The organism is Streptomyces sp. NPDC088553, from assembly GCF_044752965.1.
Taxonomy (GTDB): Bacteria; Actinomycetota; Actinomycetes; order Streptomycetales; family Streptomycetaceae; genus Streptomyces.
In genome coordinates, this window is record NZ_JBIVMG010000009.1 from 210,433 (window position 1) to 226,340 (window position 15,908).

General features: G+C 70.3%; 13 protein-coding genes and 2 pseudogenes. 7 read left to right on the forward strand and 8 right to left on the reverse strand.

Annotation, left to right across the window (positions count from 1 at the left end):
• The first annotated feature begins 4 nt into the window (after positions 1-4).
• The 3 genes from ACIP8Z_RS29390 (at position 5) to ACIP8Z_RS29400 (ending at position 1,461) form a co-directional block, all read left to right on the forward strand.
• Entirely contained in the window at positions 5-178 is a 174-nt protein-coding gene (locus ACIP8Z_RS29390; RefSeq protein WP_402088743.1) for a hypothetical protein, read from the forward strand.
• 32 nt (positions 179-210) lie between these two features.
• The gene (locus ACIP8Z_RS29395) at positions 211-612 is read left to right on the forward strand and encodes an acyl-CoA dehydrogenase family protein (protein ID WP_402088896.1); all 402 of its coding nucleotides are present in this window, start codon (positions 211-213) and stop codon (positions 610-612) included.
• Between the two features lie 246 nt (positions 613-858).
• Positions 859-1,461, forward strand: a complete 603-nt coding sequence (locus ACIP8Z_RS29400; protein ID WP_402088745.1) for a helix-turn-helix domain-containing protein — start codon at positions 859-861, stop codon at positions 1,459-1,461.
• Positions 1,462-1,519: 58 nt separating this feature from the next.
• On the opposite strand, the gene ACIP8Z_RS29405 is transcribed toward ACIP8Z_RS29400, so the two are convergent.
• Positions 1,520-2,536, reverse strand: coding sequence for an NAD(P)/FAD-dependent oxidoreductase (locus tag ACIP8Z_RS29405; RefSeq protein ID WP_402088747.1), 1,017 nt, complete (start codon positions 2,534-2,536; stop codon positions 1,520-1,522).
• Positions 2,537-2,642: 106 nt separating this feature from the next.
• Between ACIP8Z_RS29405 and ACIP8Z_RS29410 the strand changes: the two genes are divergently transcribed.
• Positions 2,643-3,347, forward strand: a complete 705-nt coding sequence (locus ACIP8Z_RS29410; RefSeq protein ID WP_402088750.1) for a GAP family protein — start codon at positions 2,643-2,645, stop codon at positions 3,345-3,347.
• 57 nt (positions 3,348-3,404) lie between these two features.
• Here the strand turns inward: ACIP8Z_RS29410 and ACIP8Z_RS29415 are convergent, their stop codons facing one another.
• Complete coding sequence (locus tag ACIP8Z_RS29415) at positions 3,405-3,608, reverse strand: ASCH domain-containing protein (RefSeq protein ID WP_402088899.1); 204 nt, start codon at positions 3,606-3,608, stop codon at positions 3,405-3,407.
• Between the two features lie 224 nt (positions 3,609-3,832).
• On the opposite strand from ACIP8Z_RS29415, the pseudogene ACIP8Z_RS29420 reads away from it, so the two are divergent.
• Positions 3,833-4,364 (forward strand): annotated as a pseudogene (locus ACIP8Z_RS29420) (nucleotidyl transferase AbiEii/AbiGii toxin family protein); the annotation flags it as partial.
• A 420-nt stretch (positions 4,365-4,784) separates the two neighbouring features.
• Here ACIP8Z_RS29420 and ACIP8Z_RS29425 read toward each other — a convergent pair.
• From ACIP8Z_RS29425 to ACIP8Z_RS29445, 5 genes and pseudogenes are all read right to left on the reverse strand, one after another.
• Positions 4,785-5,168 (reverse strand): annotated as a pseudogene (locus tag ACIP8Z_RS29425) (transposase); the annotation flags it as partial.
• Between the two features lie 200 nt (positions 5,169-5,368).
• Positions 5,369-8,782 carry a NaeI family type II restriction endonuclease gene (locus tag ACIP8Z_RS29430; protein ID WP_402088752.1) on the reverse strand — a complete coding sequence of 1,138 codons (3,414 nt, stop codon included), beginning with the start codon at positions 8,780-8,782 and terminating at the stop codon, positions 5,369-5,371.
• Positions 8,772-9,803 carry an AAA family ATPase gene (locus ACIP8Z_RS29435; protein ID WP_402088754.1) on the reverse strand — a complete coding sequence of 344 codons (1,032 nt, stop codon included), beginning with the start codon at positions 9,801-9,803 and terminating at the stop codon, positions 8,772-8,774. Before ACIP8Z_RS29435 ends, ACIP8Z_RS29430 begins: the two co-directional genes overlap by 11 nt.
• 28 nt (positions 9,804-9,831) lie before the next feature.
• Positions 9,832-11,574: a trypsin-like peptidase domain-containing protein gene (locus ACIP8Z_RS29440; RefSeq protein WP_402088757.1), complete on the reverse strand. Its 1,743-nt coding sequence runs from the start codon at positions 11,572-11,574 to the stop codon at positions 9,832-9,834.
• Positions 11,574-11,912 (reverse strand): CU044_2847 family protein, encoded by a 339-nt coding sequence (locus ACIP8Z_RS29445; RefSeq protein ID WP_402088759.1) that lies wholly within the window; start codon positions 11,910-11,912, stop codon positions 11,574-11,576. Before ACIP8Z_RS29445 ends, ACIP8Z_RS29440 begins: the two co-directional genes overlap by 1 nt.
• An 85-nt stretch (positions 11,913-11,997) precedes the next feature.
• Here ACIP8Z_RS29445 and ACIP8Z_RS29450 point away from each other — a divergent pair, with 85 nt between their 5' ends.
• Positions 11,998-12,678 carry a hypothetical protein gene (locus ACIP8Z_RS29450; protein WP_402088760.1) on the forward strand — a complete coding sequence of 227 codons (681 nt, stop codon included), beginning with the start codon at positions 11,998-12,000 and terminating at the stop codon, positions 12,676-12,678.
• 99 nt (positions 12,679-12,777) lie between these two features.
• Positions 12,778-14,646, forward strand: coding sequence for a DNA/RNA helicase domain-containing protein (locus ACIP8Z_RS29455; RefSeq protein ID WP_402088763.1), 1,869 nt, complete (start codon positions 12,778-12,780; stop codon positions 14,644-14,646).
• Positions 14,647-15,663: 1,017 nt separating this feature from the next.
• Here the strand turns inward: ACIP8Z_RS29455 and ACIP8Z_RS29460 are convergent.
• Complete coding sequence (locus ACIP8Z_RS29460; RefSeq protein WP_402088766.1) at positions 15,664-15,861, reverse strand: NUDIX domain-containing protein; 198 nt, start codon at positions 15,859-15,861, stop codon at positions 15,664-15,666.
• Between the last annotated feature and the right edge of the window lie 47 nt (positions 15,862-15,908).

The window sequence follows — 15,908 nt, forward strand, 5'->3', positions numbered from 1 at the left end:
CGTCGTGGTCGCCGCGAAGACCGCCCCCGACCGCGGCGCCCAGGGCTTCAGCCTGCTGGCGGTGGAGCGCGGCACGCCCGGCCTGACCCGCGGCCGGCGCATGGAGAAGCTCGGCCGGCACGCCGGCGACACCTGCGAGCTGTTCTTCGACGCCTGCCGGGGCCGGCCGAGAACCTGATCGGCAAGGAGAACACGGGCCTCGCCTACATGATGGCCGGACTGCCCCGGGAACGGCTCAGCGTCGCGACGGTGGCGGTGGGAGCGGCGGGACGGATGCTCGCCGACACGCTGGAGTACGCGAAGACCCGCGAGGCCTTCGGCCGGCCGATCGACACGTTCCAGCACAGCCGCTTCCAACTGGGCACGATGAAAGCCGAACTGACGATCGCCCTGGTCTTTCACGACCACTGCGTCACCGAACTCGACGCGGGCAGCCTGTCGGTGACGGACGCCGCGAAGGTGAAGTGGTGGACGACCGAACTCCAGGGTGGACATCGCCCACCGCTGCCTCCAGATCCACGGCGGTTTCGGCTACCTCAAGGAGAGCACGATCTCCCCGCGAGTGGGCCAACAGCCGGGTGCAGACCATCCACGGCGGGACGACGGAGGTGATGAAGGAGCTGATCGGCCGCTCGCTGGGCCTGTGAGACAGGTCCTCCGACGCAAGGCGCTCTGAGGCAAGGCCTACGACGCAGGTCCTCTGCCGCGAACTCCTGCCCGCAAGACCCGCCCCGTCCGCCGCGCGCCCCACCCCCGCCGCGCGACGGACGGGGCGCACACGTGGGGACCGGGATGGGGGTGCGTCCGAAAACAGCACCTCTCGTTGCGAATTCCGGAACAAGTGCATGTAATGACGACGTGGAGCAGCCCTCGTCCATCGCCCAGGCCCTGTCCGCCGTAGGTCCCCGACTGAAGCGGTTGCGTACCGCCCGCGGTGTCACCCTCGCCGCCCTGTCGGAGGTCACCGGAATCTCCAAGAGCACCCTCTCGCGCCTGGAGGCCGGCCAGCGCCGCCCCAGCCTGGAACTGCTGCTGCCCATCGCCCAGGCCCACCAGGTCCCGATCGACGAACTGGTCGGCGCCCCCGAGGTGGGCGACCCGAGGGTCCGGCTCAAGCCGCACGCGGTGAACGGCAACACGGTGCTGCCGCTGACCCGGCAGCCCGGCCCGCTGCAGAGCTACAAGATGGTCCTCCCGGCGAGCCGCGACACCCCGGAGCTGTGCACCCACGAGGGATACGAGTGGCTGTACGTGCTCTCCGGGCGGCTCCGGCTCGTCCTGGCCGACCACGACATCGTCCTGGATCCGGGCGAGGTGGCCGAGTTCGACACCCGGCTGCCGCACTGGTTCGGCAGCACGGGACAGGGCTCGGTCGAGGTGCTCAGCCTGTTCGGACGCCAGGGCGAGCGCATGCACATCCGCGCCAGGCCGACAGGCCGAACGCCCGCCTCCGGCGACTGAGCCGGAGACGGGCGAGGAGGGGGAGGCAGCGCGGGGACGAACGCCGGAAGGCGGAGAATCAGACGACGGAAACGGCCCCGTCGGCCCGCGAGGTCCGATGGGCGTCGAGATCCCTCTGAATCTCCTCGTCCACGAGGTCGTGGTTGAGCGCGAACGCGGCCGCGGCACCCATGCCGGCCGCGGTGACGGCCTGGGCGCGGGAGTCCACGACGTTGCCGACGGCCCAGAGACCCGGCCGACTCGTGCGCCCGGCGCGGTCGGTGACCAGCCAGCCCTGCTCGTCGCGCTCGCAGCCGAGCCCGTCGAAGGCGGAGTCGTTCGGACTCATCTTCGGGAAGAGGAAGACACCGGCGCAGTCGACGGTGCGCCCGTCGGAGAGCTCGACGGCGTGCAGCCGCCCGTCCTTGCTCAGCAGGGTGGTCACGGATTCCTCGACCACCTGGACCCCGCGGGCGTCCATGAGCTCACGCTCGTCCTCGCTGAGCGGCCGGTCGTGGGAGACGTACACGACGTCGTGCGACCACTGCCGGAGCAGCAGCGCCTGCCCGGCGGAGGCCGGATGGACCCCGAGCACGACGATCCGCTGGTCGCGCACCTCGTAACCGTGGCAGTAGGGGCAGAAGTGCACGTCCCCACCCCACAGGGCCCGCACTCCGGGGACCTCGGGCAGCTGGTCGCGCAGCCCGGTGGCGAGCACGACGTGCCGCGCGCCGAGCGAGGCACCCCCGTCGAGTCGCACGACGAAGCCCCCCTCGTCCCGCGCCTCGACCTGGTCGACACGGCCCTCGACCCGCACGGCCCCGTAGCGCGCGATCTCGGCCCGCCCGGTCTCGAGCACGGTCAGCGGCGACACTCCGTCACGGGAGAGGAAGCCGTGCATATGGGCCGAGGGAGCGTTACGGGGCTCCCCGGCGTCGACGACGGCGACACTGCGCCGCGCCCGCGCGAGCACGAGCGCGGCGTTGAGCCCACCCGCCCCGCCGCCTATGACGATCACGTCGTACGAGGTTCGGACACTGCTTTCCTTGTGGGCGCCGGTCATGGCGATCACCTCCGCCGCCAGGGTGCGGCCCACCCGAAACCTGAACAATCTCTGTTGCCGTTTCCGGGACGCGAGGGGGGCCGGGACACGGCCGTCGCTTTGCGGCCCGCCGCTCGTTGGTCGACAGTGTCACTGACTGATGCACCGGTACGGAAAGGGGCAGCAGGTGCTGGTCGAGGCGATCGGGGCCGTACTGCCGGCGGCGCTGGCGGTGGGAATCAGCCCGTTCCCGGTGGTGGGCGTGGTGCTGCTCCTGGCCGGGCGGCACGGCCGCCGCAACGGTCCGCTGTTCGCGGCCGGCTGGGTCGCCGGGCTCACGGTCGTGGCCGTACTGGTGGCCGTGGTGTTCAGAGGTGCCGACGACCCGGAGAGCACGTCGTCGGCGGTCGCCGACTGGCTGCGGGTGGCCGCCGGAGCGGCCCTCATCGTGCTGGGGGTCCGCAAGTGGTCACGGCGGCCGCGAGCAGGTGCCGAGGTCGACGAACCGCGCTGGATGGCCTCGCTCGGCGAGGCGACGGCCGGGCGGTCCCTGACGCTGGGCGTCCTGCTGTCCGGCGCCAATCCGAAGAACTTCGTGCTGACGGCCTCGGCCGTCACGGAGATCGTGGAAACCGACGTACACGGCGCGGACTTCGCCGTCGCCGTGACCGTCTACGTGATCCTCGGCTCCTGCACCGTCGTCGGCGCGGTCGTCGCCCACCTCGTCGGCGGGGAACCGGCCAGGTCGTTCCTGGACGACGTGCGTCGGTTCATGGTCACCAACAGCACGGTGATCATGGTCGTCGTCCTCATCCTCCTGGGCGCGAGCATCCTGGGCGACGGGCTCACGGGCATGGGGCGATGAGCACCCGACCGCTTCATCGATCCGGAGACCACCGAACGGCCCGCCCGAATCGACGGGTCAGGCCGGGAACGCCGCCCCGGCCGGGCGGCCCGCAGCCCGAAAGGCCAGACAGACCACGAGGGTGTCGTCCTCGACCGGGGTACTACCCGCACCGCTCCAGAAGCGACGGTGGACGGCCCGCCACGCGTCGAGATCGGCATCACCCTCACCTTCGGCCGCGGCGTGCTCCCACGTCGTCCGTCTGGCCTTCCGGAACAGCAGGTCAGGCGTCCTTCTTCACCGGCTCCAGGATCGCCACGCACTCCACGTGGTGCGTCATCGGAAAGCTATTAGGCTGAGCGATTCCTGAGAATTCCCAGGTCAGAGCCGGTTTCACAGATCGCTGCCCGGCGTGAGGGCGCCCAGAGCATCAAACGAGCGTCATAACTAACCATCCAGCACCTCTTCGGGCGGAACAGACCGCCACGACCAGCTCGCTGCCGTACCTCGACGTTGACACCGAGAACCCGGCACTCATAACCGACATCGCGGCTACGCTGCGCGCCGGCCTGGAAGGTGCGTGCGCTGGAGATCGCCCCGCTGTCGGCCCGCTTCACCGTCACCGACCCGGCTGCCGGGCAGGACTGCGAGGTCGACATCCTCAGGGAAATCTTCTGGCGCCCGGTCGCCCAGAGCCCGTATGGGCCCGTCCTCGCGGAGGAGGACATGATCGGGACCAAGGTCCGCGCCCTCGCTGACCGCGGAGCGCCTCGTGACTTGATCGACGTGTTCGCAGCCTCCCGCCGCTGGAGCACTGCCGATCTCGAAGAATTCGGGCGCCGCCACGCCCGCGACCGCTTCGAGCGCGAAGACCTGCAGGCAAACCTCGCCGGAGCCGAGTGGACCGACGACGAAGCCTTCGCCGCCTATGGGCTCGATGACGCCATGATCACCGCTCTCCGTGCTTGGGCCCTGGAGTGGGCCGACGACCTCGCAACCCGTCTCCTCGAAGAGGTCGATGATCCGGACATCGACTGAGCAGGTAACAAAACAGCCGGTCGCGGGCTTGCCCCACGTCAAGTAGGTCGGTCAGGCGCTGGGCCTCGGCCTTCGAAAAATCGGAGCCGACGAACAACGCGCCGCTGCTGCGGAGGATCAAGCCCGAAGGTGAGTACTGCTCGCCCGACACGCATGTCGAGGCCGCCTGCTCCGGCACCCGGAGGCATTCGACCGCCCTCGCCGGGACCCGGGCCTGATTCCCGGCACTTTCGACGAACGGCTCCGCTCCGCCTCCCCGGTAAGCGTGGTCGCCTTTCGTCGCAGCACGGAGGACCTGAGCGTCGGCAGGGTCGGCCCTCCGGCGGGTTTACCGGTTTACCGGCGCCCATGGGCCCCAGCGGCTACGACCCGGGACTTAGAGGTCGTTTTCTTCCAATGTTTCATCCCGAGGTGGGATGTTTCTGTGGTCTCCTTCGGGTCGCGCCAGGAGATGATGTTCTCGCTGGTCAGGCGGCGGGTCATGGCGAGGTGGATCATGGCTTCGGGGCGTGTGGGCAGGGCTTCGTAATCGCGGGCCAGGCGGCGGTTCAGCATGAGCCAGCCATAGGCCCGCTACACCGCCCATCGTTTCGGTATCGGGGTGAAGCACCTGGTCCCGGGCTTGCGGGCGGTGATCTCCATGTCGATGCCGAGGGTCGCGACGTGCTCGACGAGGTGCTGGCGGTAGCCGCCGTCGACCCAGACCTTGCGGATGCCCGGGTGTGCGGGGGCGACCTGGTCCAGGAGGTGGGCGCCGACAATGGAATCCTGCACGCCAGCCGCGATCACCAGCACACGGAGTAGTCGAGGGGCAGACGCACCCCCACCCGCTCCACGAACTCGGCGGCACGTTCCTCCATACCGGCCGCACACAACACGAGGCTCTCGCAGTCCACTGAAGCCCGCCCTTCACCAAAGAAGCGACGGAACCCGGCGGCTGATCCAGCGCCCCCACCGTAGAGACACCACGGACCACGGGGGTGACGGTGGTCACAGAAGACTGCTCACGCTCCTTCGTCTCCCACCCGTCCGAGGCTGGAGGGAAGTTCGGGTGCCGTGACGACGGGGTCCTCGGGGGACGCCGCCGACCACCGCGCGCCGTCGAACTCCACGAAGGGCCGGTCATCGCCGGGAACGGCCCTCACCAGCCGGACACTGACGAACTCCCCTTCCCGGGGGATGGGAAGTCCAAGTCCGCGGGCGATCTCCTGATGGGACCGGTAGTCGCCGAGGACGACGATCCCGTGGGGCCGGAGCCTGGAGCGCGACCCGCCGTTCCCGCGGACCCGCTTCATGTAGTCCTTCTGCTGTGCAACGGTACGGACCGTGTTCCGCCCGATCCGGCGCCGCTGCACCCGCCGGAACAACTCGTCGAGCCGTCGCTGACCGGACGCGTGCGCGAGAATGGCGGCGCGGTCCTCGGCCGGGATGTGCAGGAGGACGTTCTCCGGCAGGTCCGCGTCGCGCCAGAGCCAGACAATCTCGTCGCGGCGCTCGGCCCTGACCGTAGCCTTCCTGTCCCGGTTCGAGCCGCCGCTGAGCCGTTCCCTGGCGGCGCGCACCAGTCCGACGCTCCAACGGCTCTCGTGGTCGTCCGCCCACACCAGCAGACACAGGTGGCCCTCGGCCTCGGGCGGGATCATCCATCCACCGAACCGCTGAGAGTACTTGCAGTCCACCTCCACCCCCGCGATCCGGTAGTCCATCGCGTCCCCGTTGTCGAATCCGAACTCGCGCTGGACGGCGACCTCCACCAGCGTCCCAAGGTGCGTCCTCTCCGTCTTGAAGAGGTCCGTCCAGTCGTAGCGGCCGGTCCGCTCACCATCGAGGACGGAGTCGATGGTGTCCCGCAGGACCCGGCCCATGCGAGTGCCGTCCGGATCCAGGGCCAGCACGGTCCCGGCGACCGCTGTCAGTTCCGGGTCGTCCGCGGGCACGCTCATGAGCCTCGCCTTCACCGTCTGCGCATCGGCGGGCCGGTCCTCGGGCCGGGCGGCGAGCAGGTCGGTGACGAGCGCGTCGAAACCGGGCGGGTGGACGGAGTGGAACTCCGGCCCGGGATGCGGACCTCCGTGCGCCCACGCGTTGCGCACGGCGTGGTGGGTCAGGGCGGGAGCGGCCCCGGTGACCATCGCGTAGAACAGACAGCCGAGCGCGTACAGGTCGCTTCGGTGATCGACCTGCCGTCCGAAGAGCTGCTCGGGCGAGCGGTACGCGGGCGGGGGGGCCGTCCATCGCCTGTACGCGTCACCGCGGTCGCCCGGCAGGCTGTGGACGCCTAGGCCGGGATCGACGACGACCACCCGCCCGTCGTGGCGCCTTACCAGGGTCGCCGCGTCGAGGTCCAGATGCGGAAGGCCGTTTCGGTGCAGGGCGTCGAGGATCTCGATGAGCTGTCCGCCGATCGCCCGGACCGACTCCCAGGTCAGGGGCCTGGCGACAGGGTCGAGCAGGTCCTCGAACGGCTCCCCCTCGATGGGGTCCGTCACCGCGTAGGGACGGCCCTCGTGGAATCCGAAACCGGTAACGCGCGCCAGTCCCCCGATGTCGGTCGCCGCCAGCAGCTCCGCGTCGACCAAGAAGGCCTGCCGTCCGGTCCCGTCCTCCACCGGCGCGTGGAAGAGCTTGAGCGTGGCTTCCTGGTCCCGCGCCTCGTCCATCGTCCGCCAGAGATCGGAGGTCGGTCCGGCGTGACGTCGTTCGACCAGCCGATAGCGCCCGTCGATGAGGGAGCCGGGACCACCGGTGCCCGTGTCCCTCCCGTCCTCGCCTAGGGCCCGGTCCGGGCTGCCGCCCAGCTTCCGGACCGTCTCATCGGTCACCACCGCCACGGGCTCCCCCTCCGGGCGCCCCTTCGTCCCGTCGCCGTCCTCGTCGCGCGCCACGACCGGGAACTCCCCTGGTCCAGCCCCGGCGTACCGCTGGATAGCGGCGCCGATCCGCGCCGCGGTGGAGCGGGGCACGGCCCGTGACAGCACCTCCCGCACACCCGGGCGGAAGGCGTAGTGGCCTGAGGAGGCCGGCCTTCCGGGAGCGGTCGTGAGCAGGCCGCTCAGGACGACCTCGGCCAAGTGCTGCGGTTCCGGCCGCGCCTCTGTGACGGCGTGGACCAATCGCATGACGGGAAGGATCGGTTCGCCCGCGGCCAGATGGGTCGCGAGACGGAGGGCCTGCGGAGAGGCATGGGCGCGGAAGTCGAGGACGAGTTCCTCGGGCGAGAGCGAAGCGGCCTCGACGCCGCCGCGTTCGAGCGGGGTCACCGAAAGACCGGCGGGCAGCAGGGCGGCCACTCCGGGCACCTCCGTCCCGGTGCTCCCCGCCACGAGTTCCGCCCAGTGCGCGAACCAGCGCGCGGAGGGTTCCAGAAGCGGCAGCGGCAGCCCCGAGTGTTCCTCGCCCGTCGGCTCGTACGGGGTGAAACGGAGAGCGGAGTTGGCGGCGGCCGGTCCCCTCGCCGCGAGCAGACCCGCCGTACCGGGGAGTGCGGTGCGGCGCCACAGCCGCTCCGGGAGGGGCTGGACGACGGCCACCGGCATCGTGCGCGCCCACCGGCCCAGGACTCCGTACCAGCGCGCGGTCGCCTCGTGGCCGGCGTACCAGTGGGGGCCGCTGCAATCACTGAGGACGAGCGCCGCGGCGCGGCCGTCGCGCGGCGGCAGCGCGGCCGGGCGGCCACCGGGGGACTGCCGGAGGCGGCCGTCCTCGGTGAGGGCCAGCAGCCTGACCCCTCGGAACGCGCCCGTCTGCCCCAGGACACGGTGGAGCTCCCGCCACAACGGGCGCCACATGGGCATCGTCGGCCCCGCGTCGTACACAAGGTAGAGGGTCAGCCAGCGCTCGGGCTTCGCCCGGAGCACGGGCAGCCAGGTACCGGGCAGGGCGCCTTGACGGGCGATGCGGTAGGCCGTGCTCCGCTCGTCCAGCTCCCTGTTCAGGCGCGAAGGCACCTGCCGCCGTAGTGGCCGCAGGGCACGCTGGAGCGCAAGCGGATACGCCAGCATGGGCGGCAGCGGCGCCAGGAACGATCTGTACCGCTCCTCGTCCCCGCCCTCGCCCGACGGTTCCTCGTCGGACCGTGGCGACAGCTGGGTCCCCGGCCCGTCGGCCGACGCTCGCGAGGGCTCTGGGGCCGCGGCGGGTTCAGCCGCCGCGCCCGACGGGGCCGACTCCGCCTCTGGTGTCGGCTCCTGCGCTCCCGGCTCGGAGGCTGGTGCCGACGCGCCGCCGTGGCGCGCCAGCCAGATCAACTCGGCGATCTCCGTCGCGGTGACACCCTGGCCCCCGGCCCGGTGCAGGACGTCGAGGAGACGCGTGAATTCGGACGGCGACGGGGGGCCGCCGGTATCGGACGCGGACGAGGAGCCGTCCGGGTCGGACGGGGACGAGGGCCGGCCCGGTCGGCCAGGATCAGAAGTCATGGAACTCGGAGGCCGGGCCGAGATGGGTCATCAGGGAGGCGGCCAGTGCCTCGCGGGACTCGGTCGTCAGACCGGGGACGCGCGACAGGTAGATGGCGTTGAGCAGCTGATCGGTGGCGAGTTCCCCAGTACTGCGGCGCTCCAGGAACGTGGCGATCATCTGCGTCGTCTCCCCGTTCAGGTCCCCCAGGTGCGCCCGCACGATCGCCTCCAGGTGGCGCCGATCGGGCCGGCTGAGGTGCAGGGGGACGCATCTGCGCAGGAAGGCGGGAGGAAACTCCCGCTCGCCGTTGCTGGTGAGCACGATGAACGGGAACGCCCGGCAGCGCACGAGACCCTGTTCCACGGTGACGCGGTCCTCGCCGCCCGCGGCCATCAACCGTGTCGTGGGCGTGTGTTCGGCGGCGCGCACCAGCTCGGGGATCTCGTACTGTCCCTCCTCCAGTACGTTGAGCAGGTCGTTCGGCAGGTCGAGGTCGCTCTTGTCGATCTCGTCGATGAGCAGGACGCGGGGCCGCTCGTAGGGGAGCAGGGCGGTTCCCAGCGGGCCGAGCCTCAGGTGGTCCTCGATGGCGTCACCCGTGGGGTTCCCATCGCCGGGCTCCCCAGGTGACGTGCGTCCCGCGCCCCTGCTGGCGGCGTAGAGGCGGGCCATCGGGTCGTACTGGTAGAGACCGTCCTGAAGGGTGCTGCGGCTGGTGATGTTCCAGCGCAGTACGGGTCCCAGCTTCAGCTCCCTTGCCACGGCGTAGGGCAGCGATGACTTGCCGCTGCCGGGCGGGCCTGTGATGAGCAGCGGCCGGCGCAGAACCATGGCCGCGTTCACCAGGTCGACGCTCTCCCGGGTCGCCCGGTAGGTGCCGGCCCGGTGCTTCCGGTCGCGCGATACGGAGTCGTCCCCGCCCGACGGGGAGGGCAGGGGCGGTCCGCCGTCGAAGGCACGCCAGGGGGGAGGGTCGGGCAGGCGGGACACACCGTCGTGCGGCTCGTCCGTGCCGGTGTACACAGGCCACAGGGACATGGGAGTTCTCCAGCTCGTACGGTTTCGCTCAGAAGATCGGTGATTGTGTGTAGACGTGCGTCTCGGGGAAGCACCGGGGGTCCTCCCAGACGAGGGTCAGACCGGTGGCCCAGTGCTCGTCGGCCAGGTACGCCTCTTGCCGCAGGGTGTGCACCCGGCGCGGGAGTTCGGCCAGCGGCACGGACGCGAGCTGTTCCTGCAGGGCGTCGAGGAAGCGGGCGCCCGTGCAGGCGTACTCAGCCGCGGTGGCCTCATCGTGGCGGTCGGAGCAGCCGGCCCTTGACCAGACGACGACGGGAACCGCCGCGTTCAGACTCGCCCGCAACAGGTCGCGCGACCGCTCGGAGGAGAGCGGCGCCCCGTATCCCACGGCGGTCGTCTCCAGCAGACGGAGCCTGACGGTGAGCTTGGCGGGATCCTGGAAGCTGTCGCACTCCACCCGGTGCCAAGCGGCGCCCTCCGTCCGGCGGTCGAGGGTCTCCCAGGCCTTCTGGAGCCTGAACTGGAGCCTGGACTCCCGGCGACGCCTCAGGTCCATCACTACGACCGGCGAGGAGCACCCCAGCGGAGCCGCGTCGTCCGCGCTGGTATGCCACTCGTCGACGGGTTCGCCGAGCCAGTCTCCCGGAACCGCGAACGCGATGAGCTCGTCACCGTTCTCACGGTCGATGTGCGCGAAGGCGTGGCCGAGGTGCTCCCTCACGTACTCCTGCACGCGCCCCCGGGCGAGGGTGGTGCTGGCCACGAGCCGCGCCCGCCCGTCCCGGACCGCGTGGACCGAGACGAGGTACGTGTCGCGGTCGGAGCCGCTGCGTTCGATCTCGACGAGGATCGGGGACCACGTCATCGGATCCGGCGCCCACGATTCTCGGGGGGCGGTCCCCGCCCCGTGCTCCTCGGCCCAGGCCAGCAGCCCGCGCCGGACGGCCGGGTCCGGGGAACGGCCGGCGAGGTACGCCGCGAAATCAGCCCACGGGGCGGTCCCCGGTGCCGGCTCGACCTCCGTCAGTAGGAACCAGGCCACGTCCCAGAGGGAGAGGAAGCCACCGGCGGGCGGAGGCGGAGGCAGCGGCGACAGCTTCTCCATGACGCTCAGGTACGCCGTCTCGGGGGCGTGGTCGTCTGCGCACCGCTGGACGAGATCGCGCAGGGCGGCCACGGAGCCGGGCTTGTGGTCGGGCACGGGCACCAGATCGGCCGCGTCGGGCCAGCGGCGGACGAGCGCTCTGACGGGGAGCATGCGCCCACCGCCGCCCTCCGGGTGGCGGGCGGTCACCATGCCCACCACCTCGCCGGTGTCCTCCCGGACGACCGCGGCTCCGCTGAACCCCTCTTCCAGCGGTGCGCCGTGGCCCGTCCAGGCCTCCAGCTGAAGCCACTCCCCCGCGATCAGCTGGTCGCTGGTGCTCCGGAACTCACCGAGGATGCCCTCGTCGTACCCACGGGGGAACCCGTACGCGGTCAGCCGGACCGCCTGATGGGCGAGCGGTGCGTGCACGGTGGCGAACCGGGCCGGGGTCACGCCCATCGGCCGTTCGAGTTCGAGCACCGCGACGTCGCCACGGTCCTCGCCGTCCCGGCGCCACTCGCCGGTGGCGATCACGGTCGCGCGGCGAGGCGACAGGTCCGGGTGCTGGGCGAACGTCACGTCGACGTGCTCCGCGCCGTCCACGACGTGCGCACAGGTGAGTACATGACGTTCGGTCACCAGGAAGCCGGAACCCACATCGGCGGTGGTGGTGACCCGCACCTGCCAGGACTTGGAGCTCATCAACCAGCCGAGGTCGTCCCGGCGGACGGCGTCCAGCTCAGCTTCACGACGAGGTGCCCTTCCATGGACGTCTTGGCGATCACCGCGCCCGCCTCGGCGGTGAGCTTCACACCGAACTCGATCTCGACGGTGTCGGGCTTGAGCTCACCGTCACGGAAGACGCGCAGCGCCGACTCGGCCGCGGTGTGGATGCTCTCCAGGGCGCCGTTGAAGGTCTGCCCCGCCTGCCTCAGCACGCCGTCCCCGCGGGAGACCGGCCGGGCACCACGGCTCTGCTCCGCGACGGCGACCACGACCGAGGCACCGCTGTCCGTCTTGAACTCGATCAGTTCGTCCATGGTTCCCCCAGCGCCGTGCTGTGATTTTGCAGCATCATCCTATGACCCTCGCGTGCCCCCACCAGCCCGAGGACTGGAGGACCACATGAACTCCCCTCTCGACCCGCTGCCCGTCTCGCGCCGCAGCGGAGACGAGCCGATCCGGGTCGACGGCGAACGCGTGGCCGCGCTGGCCGACTTCTGGAGCTGGGCGTGCTCGGACCTGGCGGGCAACACCATGCGCGGCGTGCTGGCCGAGTACCTGGTGGCCATGGCACTCGGTGCGGCCGCCGGCGTCCGCACCGAGTGGGACGCCGTCGACGTCCGGACACCCGAGGAGTGGCGCGTCGAGGTCAAGTCGACCGCGTACCTCCAGTCGTGGGCCCAGTCCCGGCCGTCCGTCCCCACGTTCGGCATCGCGCCCACCGTCTCCTGGGACGCCCGCACAGGCACCTCCGCACTGGAGGCGCTGCGCTCCTCGGACGTCTATGTCTTCTGCCTGCTGCACCACGAGGACAAGCGGACGCTCGACCCCCTGGACCTGGACCAGTGGACCTTCTACGTCCTGCCCACGAAGGTGCTGAACAGCCGCTGCCCGACCCAGAAGACCATCGGCCTCTCCAGCCTTCTCCGCCTCGCACCCGTGCGGACCGACTTCGCGGGGCTGCGGGCTGCGGTCGGGAGCTGCGCCGGGGCCTCTCGGGACCCGGCCCCCGGCACACCCGCCCCCACCGCTTCGTCCCGCCCCCAGGAACCGCCTCCGGCCCCTGCCCTAGGATTGCGGTGACCATCTCAGCGGCCCGCCGGGCTTCCGCTCCGCTTCCGCGGAACTGAAGGACATGCCCCCACCCGCACGAGCTACTTCGTGCTGCCTGGGGGCGTTCCCTTGCTGTTCCGTGAGTCCGCGGCGTCTTTGGCCACCCGCACCCACCTCGAAGGACGACTGGCAGAGCTGCTGAGCAAGAACTTCCTGCACAAGCACCGCCACCGGCCGCACCCCGCGGAGGTCCGCTCCTGGGAACGCAGCATCCCGGCACTCACCAACACGCTGGTCGAGGCCGGACTCGGCGATGTGGAGATGCTGCTGGAGTACGGGCTCCCCCTGACGAGCAAGCGGGCGGACGTGATACTCGCCGGCGTCCATCCGGCCACCGGCGGACCGTCCTACGTCGTGGTCGAGTTGAAGCAGTGGAGCAACGCCGAGCCGGAGGAGGACGACCCCGTGCGGTGCCGCGTCGACGCGTACGCGGAACCCGTCCTCAACCCGATCGAGCAGGTACGCGGCTACTGCGACTACCTGGTGTCGTTCAACGGGGCCCTGGAGCGAGCGCCGGAGTCGATCACCGGCGTGGCGTACCTGCACAACGCGACCGAGTTCGGCGTGGCCGGACTGCGCGCCGTCACGGAGGACCGCCGGGGCAGGATGTTCACCGGTGAGCAGCGCGGCGCGTTCATGGACTACCTGCGCTCGGTGCTGGCGCCGAAGCCCGGCAGCGACGCTGCCGACGCCCTGCTCCAGGGCAAGGTCAGGCCCTCCAAGCAGCTGATGGCCGTGGCCGCGGAAGAGGTCCGCAACCGGGAGCAGTTCGTGCTCCTGGGTGAGCAGCGGCTCGCCTACGAGACCGTGATGTCGGCGGTGAGGAAGGCACGGCGGTCCCACCACAAGCAGGTGGTCGTGGTGGCCGGCGGCCCGGGCTCCGGCAAGAGCGTGATCGCCCTGTCCCTGCTCGGCGACCTGTACCGGCGCGGGGTGCCCGCCCTCCACGCGACGGGCTCGCAGTCGTTCACCAAGACGATGCGCAAGGTCGCGGGAGCCCGCAAGCCCGAGGTGCAGAAGCTGTTCCGCTACTTCAACAGCTTCATGGAGGCCGAGCCCAACGATCTGGACGTCCTCGTCTGCGATGAGGCCCACCGGCTCCGGAAGACCTCCGCGAACCGGTACACCAGGGCCGCCCTGCGCACCGGCCGTCCCCAGGTGGCGGAGCTGATCGACGCGGCCCGGGTGCCGGTGTTCCTCCTGGACCAGCACCAGGTGGTCCGCCCGGGCGAGATGGGAACTGTGGAGGAGATCCGCGAGGCGGCGGCCGAGCAGGGGCTGGAGTGCACGGTGGTGGAGCTGGACAGCCAGTTCCGGTGCGGGGGCAGCGACGGCTACCTGCGCTGGGTGACCGGGCTCCTGGGGCTGGAGGGTGACGGACCCCTGGAGTGGGAGCCCGACGGCAAGGTGCGGTTGCTTACGGCCGAGAGCTCTCAGGAACTGGAGGCGTTCCTGACCGCGCGGCACGCCGAGGACTACGGGGCCCGGCTGTCCGCGGGCTACTGCTGGAAGTGGACAACGAAGATCACGCCGAGCATGACAGAGCTGCCGGCCGACGTGGTCGTCGGCGACTGGGCGAAGCCGTGGAACTTGGCAGGCGACCGCTCCCTGCTCGGCGCCCCGCCAGCACCGTTGTGGGCGACCGACCCTGCGGGGTTCGGCCAGGTCGGCTGCGTCTACACGGCACAGGGCTTCGAGTACGACTGGTCCGGCGTGATCATGGGCCCGGACCTCGTCTGGCGGACCGACCGCTGGGTCGTGGACCGAACGGCGTCCAAGGACCCGTCCCTCACCAGGGCCACCCCGGACGAGGACGTCGACCGCCTGGTCCGCAACACCTACAAGGTGCTGCTGACCCGGGGCATGATCGGCACGATCATCTACTCGACAGACCCCGAGACCCGCGAGAAGCTCCGCTCACTGATCCCCTCACCCTGAGCCCCTGAACGAACAGCGCGTGGGGTCACCCGACCCCCCACGCGCGATCCCCGACTCAGGCGTCCTTCTTAACCGGCTCCAGGATCGCCACGCACTCCACGTGGTGCGTCAGGAAGGAGGTCGCGAGTCCTAACCATGGGAGAAAGTAAAGGTCAGAGGCACCTTTTCCCTTGCCGGAGGATGGCAGGGCAGCCAGAGCGTCACGAGCGAATGAGAGTCGGCATCCTCTGCCGGGAGATCCCTGAGCTCTCTACACCAGGTGCTTGTCGACGAAGGGCCGGTACGCGTGGTGAAACCCGGACGTGATTTAGAAACGAATGCTCCCGGGCTGCCCGACCACCCTACTTCGGCACTGCGCCCACGGCCCGCCGAAGGAACCTGCCATCAAGCACAGGCTGACGGAGCAACGGACCGGCCCGCCGGATCGGAACTACCTAGGATGCAGTCGGAGTGGTTGGAGTAAGCCGAAGCGTACGCGAAACGTTTTGATCCGCTGGGTTCACCACTGGGAACCCCACCCCGTCCTCCGTCCGGTCGCAAGGGTATGCGCGAACTCCTTCAGGGCGATCTCTTTGCCCATGCCTGGCTATTCGGCAGCAAAGGGGCCCGTCCCGACAACGAAGCCTGACCTGTCTGAGCAGACAATCGCCCCTACCTGCTCCCTACCAGACGGGGCGGAGGGTCACCGATTCAGATTTACGCTGGTCTGCAGGAATACCGTCGCTGTGACCCCGCACCAGGCAGGCTTCGGAGGATTTGATAAGGCGACAGTAATCTGATCGCCGGATGCCCTTCGGTTGTTCCATGGGCGTGGAGGCCTGCCCTGCCCGCCCTGCGCGTTCTGGAGTGGATATTGACCATCGCCGACCTCGTCGCGGCACCGGACCAAGATCAGGGTCCGTTCAGGATGCTGGTCCATGTGGAGTACCAACTGCGAGTGCTGGGCCTGTTGTGCGCGGCTGCGGACCAGAAGCCAGCCAAGTTCAGCACACCGGGCTCGCTGGAAAAGTGGGCCGACTACAGCCGGCTGCAGAGCGAGAAGCTGGGCTGCAGCCAGTGCCGAGATGACGCGCTAGCGGTCGCCACCAGCACACTCTGGGGCACCACCAGGAGCCCGGTCTCTTCCTCGGTTTCACGTGCTGCGGCTTCCCCAGGAGTCTCCTCGGATTCGATCTTCCCTGCCGGGAACTGCCACGAGAGCGCCCCTTCCGCCACACGAGCAGGACTCGCTCGCCCCGAACGACGACAGCAGCGGCGACCGC

Excerpts from the sequence above, each read along its gene's own strand:
- ACIP8Z_RS29410 (WP_402088750.1), top strand. The coding sequence starts at position 2,643 with ATGCACCGGTACGGAAAGGGGCAGCAGGTGCTGGTCGAGGCGATCGGG.
- ACIP8Z_RS29430 (WP_402088752.1), bottom strand. The coding sequence starts at position 8,782 with ATGACTTCTGATCCTGGCCGACCGGGCCGGCCCTCGTCCCCGTCCGAC.
- ACIP8Z_RS29450 (WP_402088760.1), top strand. The coding sequence starts at position 11,998 with ATGAACTCCCCTCTCGACCCGCTGCCCGTCTCGCGCCGCAGCGGAGAC.
- ACIP8Z_RS29435 (WP_402088754.1), bottom strand. The coding sequence starts at position 9,803 with ATGTCCCTGTGGCCTGTGTACACCGGCACGGACGAGCCGCACGACGGT.
- ACIP8Z_RS29440 (WP_402088757.1), bottom strand. The coding sequence starts at position 11,574 with ATGAGCTCCAAGTCCTGGCAGGTGCGGGTCACCACCACCGCCGATGTG.
- ACIP8Z_RS29445 (WP_402088759.1), bottom strand. The coding sequence starts at position 11,912 with ATGGACGAACTGATCGAGTTCAAGACGGACAGCGGTGCCTCGGTCGTG.
- ACIP8Z_RS29395 (WP_402088896.1), top strand. The coding sequence starts at position 211 with ATGGCCGGACTGCCCCGGGAACGGCTCAGCGTCGCGACGGTGGCGGTG.